This is a genomic window from Collinsella sp. HCP3S3_D1, assembly GCF_052064015.1.
GTDB lineage: Bacteria > Actinomycetota > Coriobacteriia > Coriobacteriales > Coriobacteriaceae > Collinsella.
In genome coordinates this window covers 1-17,095 of sequence record NZ_JBQHWK010000026.1, presented here as the reverse complement: position 1 = coordinate 17,095, position 17,095 = coordinate 1, and the positions used below count along the sequence as shown (strand labels likewise).

At 61.5% G+C, this 17,095-nt stretch carries 13 protein-coding genes and 1 other RNA gene; 12 read left to right on the top strand and 2 right to left on the bottom strand.

What is annotated here, in order from left to right; genetic code table 11:
• The first annotated feature begins 158 nt into the window (after positions 1 to 158).
• Both ACTNDJ_RS08325 and ligA read left to right on the top strand, forming a co-directional pair.
• Positions 159 to 1,619: a S1C family serine protease gene (locus tag ACTNDJ_RS08325; protein WP_427794169.1), complete on the top strand. Its 1,461-nt coding sequence runs from the start codon at positions 159 to 161 to the stop codon at positions 1,617 to 1,619.
• A 448-nt stretch (positions 1,620 to 2,067) separates the two neighbouring features.
• Complete coding sequence (gene ligA / locus ACTNDJ_RS08320; RefSeq protein WP_441064105.1) at positions 2,068 to 4,296, top strand: NAD-dependent DNA ligase LigA; 2,229 nt, start codon at positions 2,068 to 2,070, stop codon at positions 4,294 to 4,296.
• Between the two features lie 155 nt (positions 4,297 to 4,451).
• Here the strand turns inward: ligA and ACTNDJ_RS08315 are convergent, their stop codons facing one another.
• Positions 4,452 to 5,798: an MATE family efflux transporter gene (locus ACTNDJ_RS08315; RefSeq protein ID WP_441064107.1), complete on the bottom strand. Its 1,347-nt coding sequence runs from the start codon at positions 5,796 to 5,798 to the stop codon at positions 4,452 to 4,454.
• Positions 5,799 to 6,006: 208 nt separating this feature from the next.
• Between ACTNDJ_RS08315 and moaA the strand changes: the two genes are divergently transcribed.
• From moaA to ACTNDJ_RS08270, 9 genes are all read left to right on the top strand, one after another.
• The gene (gene moaA, locus ACTNDJ_RS08310; protein ID WP_441064108.1) at positions 6,007 to 7,062 is read left to right on the top strand and encodes a GTP 3',8-cyclase MoaA; all 1,056 of its coding nucleotides are present in this window, start codon (positions 6,007 to 6,009) and stop codon (positions 7,060 to 7,062) included.
• A 4-nt stretch (positions 7,063 to 7,066) separates the two neighbouring features.
• Complete coding sequence (gene mobB / locus ACTNDJ_RS08305; RefSeq protein WP_441064109.1) at positions 7,067 to 8,368, top strand: molybdopterin-guanine dinucleotide biosynthesis protein B; 1,302 nt, start codon at positions 7,067 to 7,069, stop codon at positions 8,366 to 8,368.
• Between the two features lie 277 nt (positions 8,369 to 8,645).
• Positions 8,646 to 9,932: an MFS transporter gene (locus ACTNDJ_RS08300; RefSeq protein ID WP_441064110.1), complete on the top strand. Its 1,287-nt coding sequence runs from the start codon at positions 8,646 to 8,648 to the stop codon at positions 9,930 to 9,932.
• A gap of 300 nt (positions 9,933 to 10,232) precedes the next feature.
• Positions 10,233 to 10,544, top strand: coding sequence for an Asp-tRNA(Asn)/Glu-tRNA(Gln) amidotransferase subunit GatC (gene gatC, locus ACTNDJ_RS08295; RefSeq protein WP_035136890.1), 312 nt, complete (start codon positions 10,233 to 10,235; stop codon positions 10,542 to 10,544).
• Positions 10,544 to 12,058: an Asp-tRNA(Asn)/Glu-tRNA(Gln) amidotransferase subunit GatA gene (gene gatA, locus ACTNDJ_RS08290; RefSeq protein WP_427728665.1), complete on the top strand. Its 1,515-nt coding sequence runs from the start codon at positions 10,544 to 10,546 to the stop codon at positions 12,056 to 12,058. The genes gatC and gatA overlap by 1 nt, the downstream gene beginning before the upstream one ends.
• Complete coding sequence (gene gatB / locus ACTNDJ_RS08285) at positions 12,058 to 13,734, top strand: Asp-tRNA(Asn)/Glu-tRNA(Gln) amidotransferase subunit GatB (protein ID WP_441064111.1); 1,677 nt, start codon at positions 12,058 to 12,060, stop codon at positions 13,732 to 13,734. Before gatA ends, gatB begins: the two co-directional genes overlap by 1 nt.
• A gap of 684 nt (positions 13,735 to 14,418) precedes the next feature.
• The gene (locus ACTNDJ_RS08280; RefSeq protein WP_441064113.1) at positions 14,419 to 14,841 is read left to right on the top strand and encodes a hypothetical protein; all 423 of its coding nucleotides are present in this window, start codon (positions 14,419 to 14,421) and stop codon (positions 14,839 to 14,841) included.
• A 145-nt stretch (positions 14,842 to 14,986) separates the two neighbouring features.
• Positions 14,987 to 15,340 carry a hypothetical protein gene (locus tag ACTNDJ_RS08275; protein WP_441064115.1) on the top strand — a complete coding sequence of 118 codons (354 nt, stop codon included), beginning with the start codon at positions 14,987 to 14,989 and terminating at the stop codon, positions 15,338 to 15,340.
• Complete coding sequence (locus tag ACTNDJ_RS08270; RefSeq protein WP_441064117.1) at positions 15,337 to 15,852, top strand: type II toxin-antitoxin system VapC family toxin; 516 nt, start codon at positions 15,337 to 15,339, stop codon at positions 15,850 to 15,852. Before ACTNDJ_RS08275 ends, ACTNDJ_RS08270 begins: the two co-directional genes overlap by 4 nt.
• A gap of 59 nt (positions 15,853 to 15,911) precedes the next feature.
• On the opposite strand, the gene ACTNDJ_RS08265 is transcribed toward ACTNDJ_RS08270, so the two are convergent.
• A complete protein-coding gene (locus ACTNDJ_RS08265; protein WP_441016416.1) occupies positions 15,912 to 16,346 on the bottom strand; it encodes a hypothetical protein in 435 nt (144 codons plus the stop codon).
• 239 nt (positions 16,347 to 16,585) lie between these two features.
• Here ACTNDJ_RS08265 and ssrA point away from each other — a divergent pair.
• Positions 16,586 to 16,949, top strand: a transfer-messenger RNA (tmRNA) gene (ssrA, locus tag ACTNDJ_RS08260).
• Positions 16,950 to 17,095 lie beyond the last annotated feature (146 nt).

Genomic DNA, 17,095 nt, shown 5'->3' with positions numbered 1-17,095 from the left:
GTGGATCCCTTTCGAGTTTGCAGCAGAACTTAAGCATTCCTTAAAGATTGCGTTCTCATACACGTTCGCCCGCATATTGGGGTACAACTCAACGTGAACAATGATGGCCCGCCACATGTTTGGCGGGCCTTTGGTTATTAGACGAAAGGATCGCAGCTATGAGCGAGAACGATTCCCAGCGTCCCCAGGATGCGGGCAACGCCGGCGAGACCCAGCAGCAGCCGCGCGTGCAGGTGGAGTCGACGCCTGCCGACGGCAACATTCCCTACGTACAGGCCTACGACACACAGACCGGCCAGCCGCTGGGCGGTCAGCAGGTTGTAAACAAGCACACGGTGGTCAAGACCAAGACCAAAAAGCTGCCGATCTTTATTACGGCGCTCGCCGGCTGCGCCTGCGGCGCCCTGCTGGTCATCGCGCTCATTATGAGTGGAACGCTCAACATTGGCGGCGGAAAGAATGTCGTGACGGCGGGTGCTTCGGGTTCATCGACGCAAAAGATTACGATCGACTCCGAGGACACCACGCTTGCCGAGGCCGTTTCTGCCAAGGCCCTGCCCTCCGTCGTTTCCATCACCGCCACTTCGAGCGGTAGCCAGAATGGCTCGCTTTCGCAGTCTGCCGACGAGTCGGATGGTTCGGGCAGCGTCGGTTCGGGCGTGGTGCTCGATACCGAGGGCCACATCCTCACCAACAACCATGTGGTCGATGGCTATGACCAGTACGTGGTTACCATGGACGACGGTACCACCTACGAGGCCGAGTTCGTGGGCAACGACGCCTCGAGCGACCTGGCCGTCATCAAGCTCAAGGATGCTGACGCCTCCAAGCTCACGCCGATCGAGATTGGTGATTCCTCCAAGCTCAACGTGGGCGAGTGGGTCATGGCGATCGGCTCGCCGTTCGGCAACGAGCAATCTGTCTCCACGGGCATTGTGTCGGCGCTGTATCGCTCCACGGCCATGAGTTCTACCAGCGGCAACACCATCTACGCCAACATGATCCAGACCGATGCCGCCATCAACCCGGGCAACTCCGGCGGCGCGCTCGTTAACGACAATGGCGAACTCGTGGGTATTAACTCTCTTATCGAGAGCTACTCGGGCTCCAGCTCGGGCGTGGGCTTTGCCATTCCGGTCAACTATGCCAAGAACATCGCCGACCAGATTATCGACGGCAAGACGCCGGTTCATCCATACCTGGGCGCCACGCTTTCGAGCGTCAACGCGCTCAACGCCCGCACTAACAATCTCGGCACCGATAGCGGCGCGTATGTGGCAAGTGTCGTCGAGGACGGTCCTGCCGCCAAGGCTGGCATCCAAGAGGGCGATGTTATCACCAAGCTGGGTGACGATGAGATTACGAGCGCCGATGGCCTGATTATCGCGCTGCGCAGCCACGAGGTGGGCGAGAAGGTCGAGATCACGCTCGTGCGCGGCAAGGAAGAGAAAAAGGTCACGGTCGAGCTGGGTTCTGATGAGGAGCTGCAGAACCAGCAGCAGAACGACAGCGCGACCGACACCGGCAACGGCGGCATTACCGACGAGCAACTGCGCCAGTACCTGGAAGAACTGCTGGGCCAACAGGGTCAGGGGCAAGGCTACGGTCAGGGTTTCTAACGAGCTGTATCGCACATATCGAAGCCAGAGGGGCTGTTCCGCCAGCGCGGGACAGCCCCTCTTCTCTTATTGATCCGTTGGGGACGGAGGAAAACGGATCATTTAGAAATGGCAAGGGCATGGTTCGGAAGGGCTTGGACAGTTAGTTCAGATTTGTATAAAACGGGTGCGGTCAGAGGCGTGTTTTGAGCGGTTTTGAAATGAAAGACGGGCCGAGATGGGTGTCTCGAAGACGGAAGCAAACCTAATTTGCCGTTCAGAACGATTGATTGGGGCGAAAAGCCGATATTTCAGCTCGATTCGGCGCGCGTAATTATACAAATCTGAACTAACTGTCCAACCCTGGTCCGGTCGCTGCCAATTCGGTGCGGTTTGAGACTGCTATTCGGCCCCATTGCGACCGGTGGTACTCTTGTATCCGTTTGAAATCGAGCGAAGGAGTGCCGCTATGGAGCAATCGAGCCTGTTTGGTGACGGCGTGGACATCGATACCGAAACGCCAGCGAGCACGGATACCGCCGCACCGGCCGATACCCGTGCCCAGGCGGCAGCGCGCGCGGCTGAGTTGCGCCACGAGCTCGACTACCATGCTTACCGCTACTACATGCTCGATGCGCCCGAGATCACGGACGCCGCCTTTGACAAAATGCTCGTTGAGCTGCAGGAAATCGAGGCTACCTACCCCGACCTGGTGACGCCCGACAGCTATACCCAGCGCGTGGGCGGCTACGTGAGCGAGCAGTTTACGCCGGTCACGCACATGGCGCGCATGTATTCCATGGACGATGCCATGGATCTGGACGAGCTCGACGCTTGGCTCCAGCGCACCGAGGATGCGCTCGGCGCCGGTAGCGTCACCTATACCTGTGAGCTTAAGATCGACGGTCTGGGCGTCGCGCTTACCTACCAAAACGGCACCTTTGTGCGCGCCGCCACGCGCGGTGACGGCACCACGGGCGAGGACGTGTCGCTCAATGTCCGTACCATCAAGGATGTGCCCATGCACCTGTCCGAGCCGGCGCTCGCTCACATGGGCGCCGACCGCGAGCGCACCATCGAAGTGCGCGGCGAGGTGTACATGCCCAAGGGCAGCTTTGTTCGTCTGAATGAAGAGGCCGATGCCGAGGGCCGCGACCCCTTCGCCAACCCGCGCAACGCCGCTGCCGGATCCTTGCGTCAGAAGGATCCCAAGGTCACGGCGCGCCGCGACCTGGCCACCTTTATCTATGCCATCGCCGATACCGACCCGCTGCACGTCCACAGCCAGCGCGAGTTTCTGGACTGGTTGCGTAGCGCCGGCTTTAGCGTCAACCCCAACGTGGCTCGTTGCGCCACGCCGGCCGAGGTCCACGAGTTCTGCGCCCAGGCGCTCGAGCACCGCGGCGACCTGGATTACGACATCGACGGCGTGGTCGTAAAGGTTGACAGCTTCCAGCAGCAGCTCGACCTGGGCTTTACCGCTCGCGCACCACGCTGGGCCATTGCCTTTAAGTTTCCGCCCGAGGAAAAGCAGACCATCCTGCGCGAAATTCGCATCCAGGTGGGCCGCACCGGTGTGCTCACGCCGGTCGCCGAGTTCGACCCGGTGACGGTTGCCGGCTCCACCATCGCGCGCGCCACGCTGCACAACATCGACGAGATCCGCCGCAAAAACGTGCGCGAGGGCGACACCATCATCGTGCACAAGGCGGGCGACGTTATCCCCGAGGTCGTGGGTCCGGTGCTCGACAAGCGCCCGGCCGATTCGGTCGACTGGCATATGCCCGAGGTCTGCCCCGTGTGCGGCAGCCCCGTGGTCCACGAGGATGGCGAGGTGGCTTACCGCTGCGTGTCCATCGACTGCCCCGCACAGCTCAAGGAGCGCCTGCTCCACTGGGTGAGCCGCGGCTGCATGGACGTCGATGGCCTAGGCGACGAGATCGTCGACAAGATGATCGCCGCCGGCCTGATTCACGACGTCGCAGACTTCTACCAGCTCACGGTCGACGACATCGCCGGCCTGGACACGGGGCGCACCTATGCCAGCTCCAACAGCAGAAAGGGCGTTAAGAAGGGCGACCCCATTCCGGTAGGCCTCAAGACGGCCGAGAAAATCATCGCCGAGCTCAACAAGTCCAAGAGTCAGCCGCTCGGTCGCGTGCTGTTTGCCCTGGGCATCCGTCACGTGGGCAAGAGCGTGGGCGAGGTCATCGCCGAGCGATTCCTGTCGATTGACAAGCTTATCTTGGCGAGCGAAGAGGATATTGCCGAGTGCGAGGGCATCGGCCCCAAGATTGCGGCGAGCGTCAAGCAGTTCCTGGCCGTGCCCGAGAACCTTGCCGTCCTGGAACGTCTGCGCCAGGCGGGCCTGTCGCTCGAGGTCGATTTGGACGCCGCGCACGCGCAAGCCGCAGCCGACGCTGGCGTGGCAGGCGAGCTCGCCGACGCACAGCCGCTCGCGGGTCTGACCTTCGTGCTCACCGGCACGCTCGTCAACCGCACGCGCGACGAGGCGGGCGCGGCGCTCAAGGTGCTCGGCGCCAAGGTTTCGGGCAGCGTATCAAAGAAGACGAGCTATCTGGTTGCCGGTCCCAAAGCGGGTTCCAAGCTTACCAAGGCCGAGCAGCTGGGTGTGCCCGTGCTGGACGAGGACGCGCTCGAGCAGATCTTGGCTACCGGTGAGGTGCCCCAGGCTTAAGGCATCAATAGTCAAATTGAAGAACCGCCCGAAAGCGCGATGCCTTCCGGGCGGTTCTTACTTTGTTGGGGAAACCGGCATCGTGATCTGCGTCACGTAGGTCGCGGGGTCGTCGCTGATGATGTCGTCAATGAGGGCGATTTCGCGTTGCCCCGCTACGCTGCTAACTTGTCAAAAGCCCCGCGCCGGTTGAGCACGGTAAACGCGACAACACAGATGACTGCCGACAGAATCGACCCGCACGGCGAGGCGATGCCCATGGGAAACAGCGTGTCGGAATAGGCGTTCGACAGCAGCCACGCGCCCGGCACGCGAATGAGTGCCACGGCCAGCACGTTGTGCGCAAAGCCGATGTAGCTCTTGCCGTATGCAGCGAAAAAGCCGCTAAAGCAAATGTGGATGCCGGCAAAAATCGCGTCGAAAATGTAGCTGCGCATATAGCCGGTGCCGGCAGCGACTACTGCAGCGTCCTTGGCAAAAAAGCCAATAAACGCCGGCGCCACCAGCCACATCAGCACCGTGATCAGGCAGCCGTACACCACCGAGATAGTCATGGCGTCTTTGAGCACCTGACGCGCACGGTCGCCCTTGCCCGCGCCGGCGTTTTGCGCCGTGAGTGCGCTGACGGTGGCGCCCATGGAACTCGGTACAATGAACAAAAAGCTGATCATCTTTTCGACCAGGCCCACAGCGGCGGCGTCGACCAGGCCGCGATGGTTGGCGATGACGGTGATAAACATAAACGCCACCTGGATGCAGCCGTCCTGCACGGCCACGGGCACGCCGATCTTAAGGATGCCGCCGAGCACCTCGGGCTGGGGACGCAGGTCGCTACGCTTAACGTGGATGTTCGTACGGCGGCTCTTAAGCCACACGAGCGCGAGGGCAACGCTTGCCGTCTGGGCGGTTACCGTGCCGAGTGCCGCACCCACGGGGCCGAGCCCCAAGTGGCCGATAAACAGAAAATCGAGCGCGATGTTGATGATGCACGCCACGCCGATCACGTACATGGGCGAGCGCGAATCGCCTAGGCCGCGAAAGATGGCCGAGAGGATGTTGTATGCGGCGATAAACGGAATGCCGACAAAGCAGATGCGCAGGTAGGCGGCGGTTCCTTCGACTGCCTCGGCTGGCGTCCCAATAAGTGCCACGATCTGTGGGCACAGTGCGAGCAGGATGGCTGCCAGCACTACCGAGACACCCATAAACAGCGTGATGGTGTTGCCGATGACGGTCTCGGCGCGATCGAAGCGGCGCGAGCCCACGGCGTGGCCGACGATAACCGTCGTTCCCATGGCCAGACCCACGAGCGTCACGGTAATGATATAGAGCGTCTGCGCGCCATTGCCCACGGCGGTGATGCCGGCGGCACCGCTAAACTGCCCCATCATGTACAGGTCGGCCATGCCGTAGAGCATCTGCAAAAAGTACGAGAGCATATAGGGCAGGGCAAAGACCGCGATGGTCTTAAGGACATTGCCGCGTGTGAGGTCGTGTTCCATAGGTGGGGCTTTCTGGCTGGGTCTGTTTCCGTACCAGTGTAGTGAAAACCCTACAACGATTGTAGAGTCAAGGTTTGTGTGTTGAGGATGGGCTTGGAAAGCCGGTCTTGTTCGAAGCGACCTGTCCTGTCGTACGGGTGTCGGCATGATTCTCTCGTGGGGTATTATGTTTTTCGAAGAATAAAACGCCGCGTGAGGGGAGGGCTGCGTGGACGGGCACGTGCAGCATGACGGTTTTGGCCGCGATATCAACTACCTGCGCATTGCCGTTACCGACAAGTGCAATTTCCGCTGCATTTACTGCATGCCGGCCGATGGCGTGGCGCCCCGTGCACACGACGAGTTACTCAGCGCCGAGGAAATCGCCCGCTTTGTGCGCTTGGTGGCGGGGGAGGGCATTCGCCGCGTGCGCCTGACGGGCGGCGAGCCGCTGGTCAGCCGCCGTATTATTCCGCTTATTCGCGACATCCGCGCGATCCCTCAGATCGAGGACATCTCGCTCACCACCAACGGCGCCCTGCTGCCCAAGCTGGCGCCGCAGCTCAAAGATGCCGGGCTTAACCGCGTCAACATCTCGCTCGACACGCTCGACCCTACGCTCTTTGGAAAGATCACGCGCCTGGGTCGGCTCGAGCAGACCATGGCCGGCATCGACGCGGCGCTGGCTTGGGGCTTTGAGCCCGTTAAGGTCAACTGCGTTGTTGTGCGCCGGCTCAACCAGGATGTGGCGGCCCTCGCGCGGCTCACGCTCGACCGTCCCATTCACCTGCGCTTTATCGAATATATGCCCATCGGCGACGAGCACACGAGCTCGCATTGCGCTGTGGACCCGCATGCGCCCGCGCTCAATCCCGAGCTGTGGGACGCGAGCGATACCGTGCCGAGTGACGAGCTGCGGGCGCGCATCAATGCCAGGGCCACCGCGAGGGGACTGGGCGAGCTCGAGCCGCTCGACATCAACGACGCTCCTGCCGGCGCGGGCCCTGCGCGCTATTGGCGCTTTCCGGGCGCGGCGGGAACGGTTGGCTTTATTAGCGCCATGTCCAACCATTTTTGTGCGAATTGCAACCGTCTGCGCCTGACGGCCGATGGCAACGTGCGTCCATGCCTGTTTAGCGATGCCGAGTATTCGGTGCGCGACGACCTGCGCCGTGGTGATGATATGCAGGTACTTTCGATTTGGCGCGATGCCGTGGCCCACAAACCGCAGGAACACGCGATAATTGAGGGCACGCAACGATTTATGTCCCAAATCGGAGGATGATCATATGGCCAAGAGCAGGTACGCCGACGCCACCAAGGCCGCTCGCAGGGCCGCGATGTCTGCCCACAAAGTCACGGCAGCGGCGAATGCTGGCAATGCCGACGCGTCTGCGCAGCCGACTTCCAGCGCGGCCACCGAACCCGCCCGTGACGCCCGCCGCGACGAGCTGACGCACGTGGATGCCAAGGGCGAGGTGCGCATGGTCGATGTGTCCGACAAGGCCGAGACCCATCGCATCGCCATCGCCGAGGGCACCATCCTCATGCATCCCGAGACACAGGCCATGGTGCTGCAGGACCGCGCCAAAAAGGGCGACGTGCTTGCCTGCGCGCGCGTGGCGGGCATCATGGCCATCAAACGCACGAGCGACATCATTCCCATGTGCCATCCGTTGCTCATTACCAAGAGCAAGTGCGACATTGCGCCCATCGCTCCGGCGGGGACGCCGGCCGAGGATATGCCCGAGGGCTGGGCACCGGCGCGCGCGGACGGGCAGGTTGGCTTTCACGTACTGGTTACGGCCGGCGTGACGGGCAAGACGGGTATCGAGATGGAGGCCCTGACCGGCGCGAGTGCTGCGTGTCTAACGATCTATGACATGTGCAAGGCGGTTGATCGCGGTATGGAGATCGTCGACGTGCGCCTGTTGCACAAGGAGGGCGGCCGCTCGGGCGTGTGGGACCGCGCAGAGCGTCAGGCCGCTGCTGTTGAGGCCGTGGCCACTGACGGTGCCGCACCCGCGAGCGCACCCGTCGCCGTCGCGCCCGCAGCTCCGACACCGGCCGTCCCCGCGATCGCGTTTATCGGCTACCAGAACTCGGGCAAGACCACGCTCGTCGAGAAGGTCATTGCCGAGCTCACCCGTCGCGGCCTGCGCGTGGGATCGCTCAAGCATCACGGGCACCACGGCTTTGATATCGACGTGCCCGCTAAGGATACCTGGCGCCATCACCAGGCCGGATCCAAGCACGTGGGCCTCATCTGCGCCACGCGCTGGGCGGAGTACGCCGACACGCGCGAGGAGGACGAGATGCCCGCGCGCGAGCTGCTGTCGCGTTACAACGATGTCGACGTGGTGATCATCGAGGGCTACAAGACCGAGGATTTCGACAACATCGTGGTCGCGCGCTCCGGTGTCGACCGCCTGCGCGGCAAGAGCTCGCTCGACCTGGTCGACGGCCGCACGCTGGCCCTTGCCTGCAACGAAGCCCTGGCACGTCAGGCCTTCGACGCAGGCTTTGCGACCCGGGCCATCAACATCAACGACGCCCGCGCCATCTGCGACCTTATCCAAGACCACCTTTAAGGCTTGGCGCTGAACCTGCCAAAAAGGGACAGGTTTATTTTGGCAGGTTCTATCTGGGCAAACGTCATTTCCACCACAAAGGGGCCAGGCACCTTTGTGGTGGTTTTTGCTTTGGTAGATTTTTGTGACATGCCTTACAATCTACCAAGTAGTTCATGACGGGCGAAAAACGGAGAGAAGGGTCCTGATGCGTCCTTAATGTTTCATGCGGATAGATTGATTTGACAGACGGCGACGAATGTCCACCGCCCGTATTCGTATGAAACGAGGAGTCTCCGTGCTCGTATCTCTTCTCTCAAAACCTCACCCTTCGCTGTCCGCGCAGGCTAAGCACCTGGTGGCAATGCGCTTCCTCATATATACCGGCTTTCAGACCAGCTACTTCATCGGCGTCATCGGAACACCCACCTATGCGGACGGCGCTTCGGTCGTTGCGACATCGCTGGCCGTCTTGTTTATGAACGTCTTCGTGATGCTGGGATCCTTTGCGGGTGGAGCGGCGCTTGACGCTTGGGGTCCGTGCCGGCATTTCCGGGCGAGTATCTTCGGCACGTTGGCAACCGGCGCGGCGATTATCGCCTTTGGCAGCGCGACCGGAACAGTCCTTGCCGGCGCGGTGCTCCTGGGCTTTGTGATAGGATTCGCCCAGCCCGTCGCCACGTCCTATCCGGCGTATCTCACCGACGACCCCGTCGAGCTCAAAGACATCAACTCCGCCATCGCCATGCTCTCCAACGTGAGCATTATCGTCGGCCCCACACTGGGCGGCTTTGTCGCGGCGGCTGCATCGTCACACGCGGTGTTTTTGCTCATGATGATCTTTACCGTACTGGCGCTCGTCGCCGGTTGGGGCTTTAGGCCGCAAGCAGGTCGCGTCGCCGCGCGCGAAAGTGCTCCCGCGGATAGCAGCACAACGGCAAGTACTGCCATTCAAAGCTCCGACTCCAATAAATCCACCCGCGCCACTTTCGTGACCAGCATCAAGACAGTCTTTACCAACAGCGTCCTCGCCCTACTGTTCTGCATTATTTTCCTTTCGAACTTTGGCTATGGCGCCTTCGATCCACTGGAGTCATTCTTCTACCGTGATGTTCTGCATGTCGGTGTCGAGTGGATGGGCTGGCTCTCGTCCGCCTGCGGCGTGGGCGCGGTGCTGGGCGCCGTGGTCGCGCTCCGCTTGCCGCCGCACCTGGTCAACCTTAAGACGCTGCTTGTGGCGCTTCTGTCCGTGGGCCTGGGAAGTTTGCTCTATGTGGGGACACCGTACGTGGGCGTAGCCCTTGTCGGCCAGATTGCCCTGGGCGTGGCCTGGGGCATCGTCAACCCGCTCCACAACACGATCGTGCAAACGACGGCCCCGCTCGAACAGCTCGGCCGCGTCAACTCGGTCATGGGCTTTGGCAACATGTTCGCCGGCGTGGCGCCGCTGGCGATTGCCCCGTGGCTGGCGGCGACGTTTGGCGTGCAGCAGACGCTCATCGGGGCGGGTATGGTCGTGACGGCGGTTCCCGCGGCACTGCTGCTGTTTGGACGCCGGCATTTGGATCGTGCCGCAAAGCAGTAAAAACCATCACAACATTCGATGAAAATCGCGATTTTGCCGAATAACGTCGAATGTTGTGATGGTTTGCGCCCCGGGTCATGCCATCCTGCGGATCTGGCCGCCACAAAGGGGGCAGTTCACAGGCACCTTTGTGGCGGTTTTTGCTATGGACGGTTCGGTTTCGCTGCAGAACCGCCAGCCTGCCGCCTGCCAACCGCCGCCCTCGTTACGTTTTCGCTGCATTTGGGTAAAGCGCCTGCTCCAAGCCGGCGTTGCCTTGTATACTAGAGCGGTTTAACTGTTATGCGGAAGGGAGCGCCTATGGCACTCAGCGAGAAAGACGTGCGCGGTATCGCCGAGTACGCAAAGATCGCACTGACCGATGATGAGCTCGCCCAGATGACGTCCTACATGAACGATGCCGTCCAGATGCTCGAGCCCGTCTTGCAATATGACTTGCCCGACGTGGAGCCCACGTTCCATCCCATCGGAAGCCTGTCCAACGTGATGGGCGATGACCTGCGCGAGCCCGAGCGCGACCTGCCGCTCGACGTCGCGCTCGAAAACGCCGGCAGCGCGCGCGACCGCTACTTCCGCGTGCCGTCCATTTTGGGAGAGGGGGAGAGCGAGTAATGGCGCAGAGCTTCGATTCCCTTACCGCTGTCCAGATTGCCGCGGGCGTTGCCGCTGGCGACTTTACCGCTACCGAGGTGGCCCAGGCCTCCCTTGCCGCCATCGAGGCGCGCGAGGGCGGGGTCCAGGCATTCCTGCAGGTGGCGCCCGAGCTTGCGCTCGAGGCCGCCGCGCGCGTGGATGCCGATCGTGCCGCAGGCAAGCCGCTGCCCCCGCTTGCGGGCGTGCCGCTGGCCATCAAGGACAACATGAACCTTGTGGGCACGCGCACCACCTGCGCTTCCCGCATGCTCGAGAACTACCAGAGCGTCTACACCGCCACCTGCGTCCAGCGCATGCTCGATGCCGGCTGCCTGCCCATGGGCAAGGCCAACATGGACGAGTTTGCCTTTGGCAGCTCCACCGAGAGCTCGGCGTTCCACCGCACCAACAACCCCTGGGATACCGAGCGCGTGCCCGGCGGCTCCTCGGGCGGCTCCGCTGCCGCCGTCGCCGCGGGCGAGGTCGCGCTCTCGCTGGGCTCGGACACCGGCGGCTCCATTCGCCAGCCGGCGTCGCTGTGCGGCGTGGTGGGCTTTAAGCCCACATATGGCGCCGTGAGCCGTTACGGCGTGGTCGCCTTTGGCTCGTCGCTCGACCAGGTGGGCCCCTTCGGCCGCACGGTCGAGGATGTCGCGCTGGCCATGAACGCGCTTACCGGTGCGGGCCACGATCCCTACGACTGCACCAGCCAGGATTGCGCCGTCGATTTTACCGAGCATCTCAACGACAGCATCGAGGGTAAGCGCGTGGGTATCATCCCCGCGTTTATGGAGGCCGAGGGCCTGACGTCCGAGGTCAAGGCCGCTGTTCAGCGCGCCGCCCAGGAGCTGCAGAACCAGGGCGCCGAGCTGGTCGAGGTCGACCTGCCGCACCTGGATGCCGCCATCGCCGCCTACTACGTCATCGGCCCGGCCGAGGCGTTCTCCAACCTGGCCCGCTTCGACGGTATTCGCTACGGCTATCAGGAGGAGGGCTGCGCCAACCTGTCCGACCAGAGCTCGCTGTCGCGCGCCCACGGCTTTGGCGCCGAGGCCAAGCGCCGTCAGATGCTCGGCGCCTACCTGCTGAGCTCGGGCGTGTACGACAAGTACTACTACGCTGCGCAAAAGGCCCGCACGCTCATCACGCAGGACTACGACACCGCGTATGCCAAGGTGGACACCATCCTCATGCCCGCCTCGCCGCGCACGGCCTTTAAGTTTGGCGAGATCAGCGACCCCACGCAGATGTACCTCTCCGACCTGTACACCATCTCGCTCAACATTTGCGGCAACGGTGGTATCTCGGTGCCGCTGGGCTTGGGCGAGGATACTCAGCTGCCCGTTTCTGCCCAGCTGGTGGGTCCGGCGTTTAAGGACCGTCAGCTGCTCACGTTTGCCCGCGCCCTGGAGCGCGGCTTTGCCGATGCCGCCACGGGTGCGCCCGCGCTTTCCGTCGCACCCGATTTTGCCGGGAAGGGAGGCGAGCTGTAATGAAGGAGCTTTCCGAGGTCCTGCAGGATTGGGAGGCCGTGATCGGCCTGGAGATTCATACCGAGCTCACCGCACTCGATACCAAGATGTTCTGCAACTGCAAGCTCAGCCACGATGACGAGCCCAACGCCAACGTGTGTCCGGTGTGCTTGGGCCTGCCCGGCGCCCTGCCGGTGCCCAACAGGCGCGCCATCGAGAGCATCGTTAAGGCCGGCCTCGCCACCAACTGCGAGATCCAGCGCCACTCGATGTTCTACCGCAAGCACTACTTCTATCCCGATATGGCCAAGAACTTCCAGACCACGCAGGGTCCGGTCGCCTTTGCCATGTACGGTCACCTGGACCTGGACGTGACTGGTCGCGGCGCTGCAGAGCGCCCCGATTGTGCGTTTGGCGAGGCCGAGGCCCAGAGCCTGGCGAGCGCCTCGGCCAACGCCGAGGGCCTGTCCACGTCCATGACGTCGACCATGCGCGAGGGCAATCAGCGTGCCGGCCATCTGGCCAGCTATGACGCGTCCAACCTGCAGATGCCCGAGCGTCGCGAGGACGGTTCCTACACGGTGCCCATCCGCATTCTGCGCATCCACATGGAGGAGGACGCTGCCAAGATGGTGCACGTGGGCGGTGCCGAGGGCCGCATTACCGCCGCTGCCGAGTCGCTCGTCGACTACAACCGCTGCGGCACGCCTTTGATCGAGCTCGTCACCGAGCCCGACTTGCGTACGCCTGAGGAGGCTCGCCTGTTTATGGAAAAGCTCCGTCGCATCTTTGTGACGCTGGGCATTTCGGACTGCTCGATGGAGAAGGGTTCCATGCGCTGCGACGGCAACGTGTCGCTGCGCCGCCGCGGTGAGACCAAGCTGGGTACCAAAACCGAGCTTAAGAACCTCAACTCGTTTAAGAGCCTGCACGACGGCCTTGCCTACGAGATTTGCCGCCAGGCCGAGGTGCTCGAGGAGGGCGGCATTATCTATCAGGAGACCCGCCACTGGGAGCCCAGCCGCAAGCGCACCGTGGTCATGCGTGTGAAGGAGACGGCCGACGACTATCGTCTGTTCCCCGACCCCGACTTGGCGCCGTTCGATCTGGACGACGAGTTCATCGATCGCTGCCGAGGTGAGATTCCCGAGCTGCCCGATACCAAGCGCGCCCGTTTTGAGGCCGATTTTGGCATTAAGGCGGCCGATGCCGAGCAAATCGCCGGTGACCCGGAGTTTGCCGAGTTCTTTGAGGCCTCCGCTGCCGGTATGGCTGGCAAGGAGGCCCAGACGGTTGCAAACTTGCTGGTGAACGAGATGATCGCCTACCTTAAGGGCGCGGGCGTGTCGCTCGCCGAGTCCGGCATCGCGCCGGCTCAGGTGGCAGCGCTTGCCAAGCTGCTGGCGACCGATGCCATCAGCTCCAACCAGGCTCACGAAGTCTTTGAGGCCATGGCCCAGACCGGCGACGACCCCAACAAGATCGTCGACGAGCGCGGTATGCGTCAGGTGAGTGATGCCGGCGCGCTGCAGCCGATTGTGGACGAGGTGCTGGCAAACTGTGCCGAGCAGGCACAGCAGTATCGTGACGGCAACCAGAAGGTCATCGGCTTTTTGGTGGGCCAGTGCATGAAGGCGAGTCGCGGCAAGGGTAACCCAAAGCTCTTCAACGAGTTGCTGAGAACCTCGCTCTCGTAAGCGGGAACCGAGGGGCCGGGCGCAGGGCCTTGCCTCTCAATTTCGGACAGTCCTGACTCACGACGGAGGCGCCACTGGCGCCTCCTGTTCGTGCGGAACTCATTGAGAGGCAAGGCCCTGCGCCCGGCCCCTCGGTTCCGTGGCGACTCGGCCGTTCTGGTCAGTCGGGCTGAATGGAATTTGGTGAATGAGGGTGCCGTTGGCACCCTCATTTTTTTGTGGATGTGGCGCAGGGACGGTCCCTTGGTCACATTTTTGGGCTGTGGAAAGCGAAGCTTAATACTTTTCCCGAGAAGTGAACGACCTTATTTGGACCTCTGAAGCATCGACACTATTTGGACGCTGTTTCCTGCGGTTTTGCCGAGTTTTCCCTGCGGTTTTGTTACTAAAAAATGCGGATGCTTCAGGGGTCCGATTTTGCTCGTTCACTTCTCGGGAAAAGTATTAGACCTCGATTTGCTGGGACGGGGGAGAGTCTTTCTTGGATGCCGGAGATGTACGTTGTGGCAGACGGATTGTCGAAAGTCGGCCGGTCTGCACCCTAAGATTTCCAGAAAGTTAACCATTTTTGACCTTAATAGTTAGTCCTTCTTAACTATTATCCAAAAGGGTGCTCATGCAAACTTATTCACTTGGGTGCTGAGGCACCGTGCCGTGTCCAATGCGGCAAAAGGGAGAAGCAACATGAAGAAGCCGACGTTTAACACCCTGCTTGTCGGTGGCGGTTTTCTGCTTGGTACGGCTGGCATCAAGCTGCTCGCCAGCGCTCCGGTAAAGAATGCCTGCGTGCAGGGCATTGCGTGCGGCATGCTACCGTCGAGTACATCGTGGCGCACGGCATCGCTTCGTCCATCGAAGGGCGTCGCGCCATCATCGGTTCCGCGCACTTTGACCGATACGGATCTTGCTGCGATCGTGCGCCTGCGCCGTATGAGCCAGGGCCTCGTTGATCGTCTGACGAGCTCCTACTCTAAGGTGATGCTCACCAACTCGGCGCTCTTGGCACTGGGCAGTACCGGCGCGATTGCCTCGCAGGCATCGTCGCTGCTGCACAACGGCTCGACGATCGCCTACAGCCCGAGCAACGCGAAGGCTTACCTGCGTTAGCAGACGTGTTTGCCCACGTTATCTGGCCTGCGCCCAGACGGCATCGGTGTCGTCCGGGCGCAGGCCTTGTGCATCTGACCCCAATTGATAGCGTCTCTATATAGTGTTGCTATCGAGGATAGCAATTGAAGGGAGCGAGAGCGCCGTGGGTGCTGCTAGCGGCATGGCGCAGGTGAACGTTCGCGTGGATCGCCAGGTCAAGAACCGTGCCGAGGAGGCGCTGCGGATTTCGGGCGGGATACTGTCCGAGCTCATCAAAAAGGTGGTGGCCAAGGTTGCGCAGGGTGGCGGTTCGTGCGAAGAGGTGTTGTCGGCCGTTGAAGACCAACTGCCTAGTGCTGGTGCCACCTCGCCGTTTGTCGCATCATGGGCGGCGGTGGATCGGCTTTACGCGGACCTGGGCATCGATACATCATCTGCGTCTGATGACCGCAGCTGGGACACAATCTATCCCGAAGCCATGGATGAGCATTATCGCCAAAAGGGGATGATCCTGTGAGTGGAGGCCCCCTTAAGATCATGGTGGACGCCAACGTATGGGTCGATTCGTTTTGCGCCGACCATACCGAGTCGCTTGCCGCGCGCGCGTTTATTGGGCAGGCGACGGAGGCGGGGGTATTGCTGTTCTTTCCGGTGCATATCGCCAAGGACGTGCTGTACGTTGTCCAACACGAGCTGAAGCATAGCGTTCTTGCCGGCGGGGGAGCGCTCGACGAGGCATCTGTCCGTGCAATTGGCGATGCGGCGTTGGCGTTTGTTCGGAACATGACCGAAAACGCCACGGCCGTGGGTGCAGATGCATCCGATCTGTGGCTAGCCGACAAATACTTAGCGCTCCATCGCGATTACGAGGACAACTTGGTGCTCGCCGCGTGCAAGCGCGCGCAGATCGATTACTTGGTGACCAACAATCGCAAGCTGTTCGAACATGCCGATCTTGCAGCAAAGACCCCGCGCCAAATGATGCCGATTCTAGCTTTGGCCGAACGTGGTGGCGCGGCTATCGGTTAGCGCGAACTGTTTGCGTGGCCTTCGGAACGTCGGCGCTCAGAAGGCCACGCATCCTTTAATTACAAAAGCGCTGCCTTGATGACGGGAGCTTCGACGAGCTTCTCGGCGGCCTTTTCGTCGGAATCGTTTAGTGCTGCTAGGCTGCGGTAGACCCACTCGTTGACCTGGGTGTTCTTGACGCCTGCGGTCTGCATAAGGGCGCCTACCTCGCGGATTGCTGCGAGCAGATCGGCTTTGGGACCCGCGAGCTCGACCTCGATGCCGTGGTAGGCGGCCACGCCGCGGTTCTCGCTCACGTGGTCGATAAAGCCCGCGACGGTCTCAAACTGCTGGGCGAGAGCTGCATCATCGTCAGCGTCCAGCGCAACAAGGGCGTTCGATACCGTGAGGGCGGGATGTCCACAGGGGACAAAGCCTTCGATGACATCCATGGCTTCGGTAATGGTCGAGCCCAGGCCTGCGAGGGCATTGATGAGTTGCTGCTTGGTATCCATAACGGTCCTTTCGACGGGTCAATTTTGCTTGGCGAAAATATACGTGACGTGTTCAGTGGCAAAAATGCGAAGTATGGTGCACATTAGGGTCTTCACAGCTCGTGCATAGAGCAGCTGTCTGCCTTTAGAACGTGGTAAGATAGCTATTCACGAGCGGGGTTTACCCCGCGTGTTCCTTGAAAAGTCGACGGTTATCGGGTGTTTGCAGGCCCGATACCATCCAGACTTTCCCAACATTCGGGGGCGACTGGTTTCGACACGATAGCTCTGAGAGAGGAAGCAAGCCGAGGTCTCCTCGCCTCGTTAAACAGGGGTACCGTCAAATTGAATTGACAACAACTCTTCTTTTGAGCCTATGGCTCTCGCTGCTTAGTTTATAGCGGCGCGTCAACCCGGTGATTTCCCCGACACCGGCGCGACGTCATGTTAGGGGAATGCTCCCGCGCACGTAATCGGTATGGCGCGGGCTAAGACCGAACCGGTTGGGATGCCGCGAGCGTGTCGCTGCGCGCAAAGCGTCCGAGACTAAACCAGCGACTGAGCTTGGAGATGCCAATCAGGGGGCTTTCGTGGACCGGAGTTCGATTCTCCGCGCCTCCACCAATAGCTACAGGCAGGTAGGTAAACGCACCTACCTGCTTTTTTATTACTTATAGATACCGCGGAGAATCGAACTCTATGCAGGGCGCGGGCGTAAAGAAAACGCGTAAGCGTTTTTAGCCCGCGGGCGAGGACGCCGGCAGGCGGCC

What these genes read in the sequence shown, in the direction of transcription:
- ACTNDJ_RS08325 (WP_427794169.1), top strand. Translation starts at nt 159, where the DNA reads ATGAGCGAGAACGATTCCCAGCGTCCCCAGGATGCGGGCAACGCCGGC.
- ligA (WP_441064105.1), top strand. Translation starts at nt 2,068, where the DNA reads ATGGAGCAATCGAGCCTGTTTGGTGACGGCGTGGACATCGATACCGAA.
- ACTNDJ_RS08315 (WP_441064107.1), bottom strand. Translation starts at nt 5,798, where the DNA reads ATGGAACACGACCTCACACGCGGCAATGTCCTTAAGACCATCGCGGTC.
- mobB (WP_441064109.1), top strand. Translation starts at nt 7,067, where the DNA reads ATGGCCAAGAGCAGGTACGCCGACGCCACCAAGGCCGCTCGCAGGGCC.
- gatC (WP_035136890.1), top strand. Translation starts at nt 10,233, where the DNA reads ATGGCACTCAGCGAGAAAGACGTGCGCGGTATCGCCGAGTACGCAAAG.
- gatA (WP_427728665.1), top strand. Translation starts at nt 10,544, where the DNA reads ATGGCGCAGAGCTTCGATTCCCTTACCGCTGTCCAGATTGCCGCGGGC.
- gatB (WP_441064111.1), top strand. Translation starts at nt 12,058, where the DNA reads ATGAAGGAGCTTTCCGAGGTCCTGCAGGATTGGGAGGCCGTGATCGGC.
- ACTNDJ_RS08280 (WP_441064113.1), top strand. Translation starts at nt 14,419, where the DNA reads ATGAAGAAGCCGACGTTTAACACCCTGCTTGTCGGTGGCGGTTTTCTG.
- ACTNDJ_RS08265 (WP_441016416.1), bottom strand. Translation starts at nt 16,346, where the DNA reads ATGGATACCAAGCAGCAACTCATCAATGCCCTCGCAGGCCTGGGCTCG.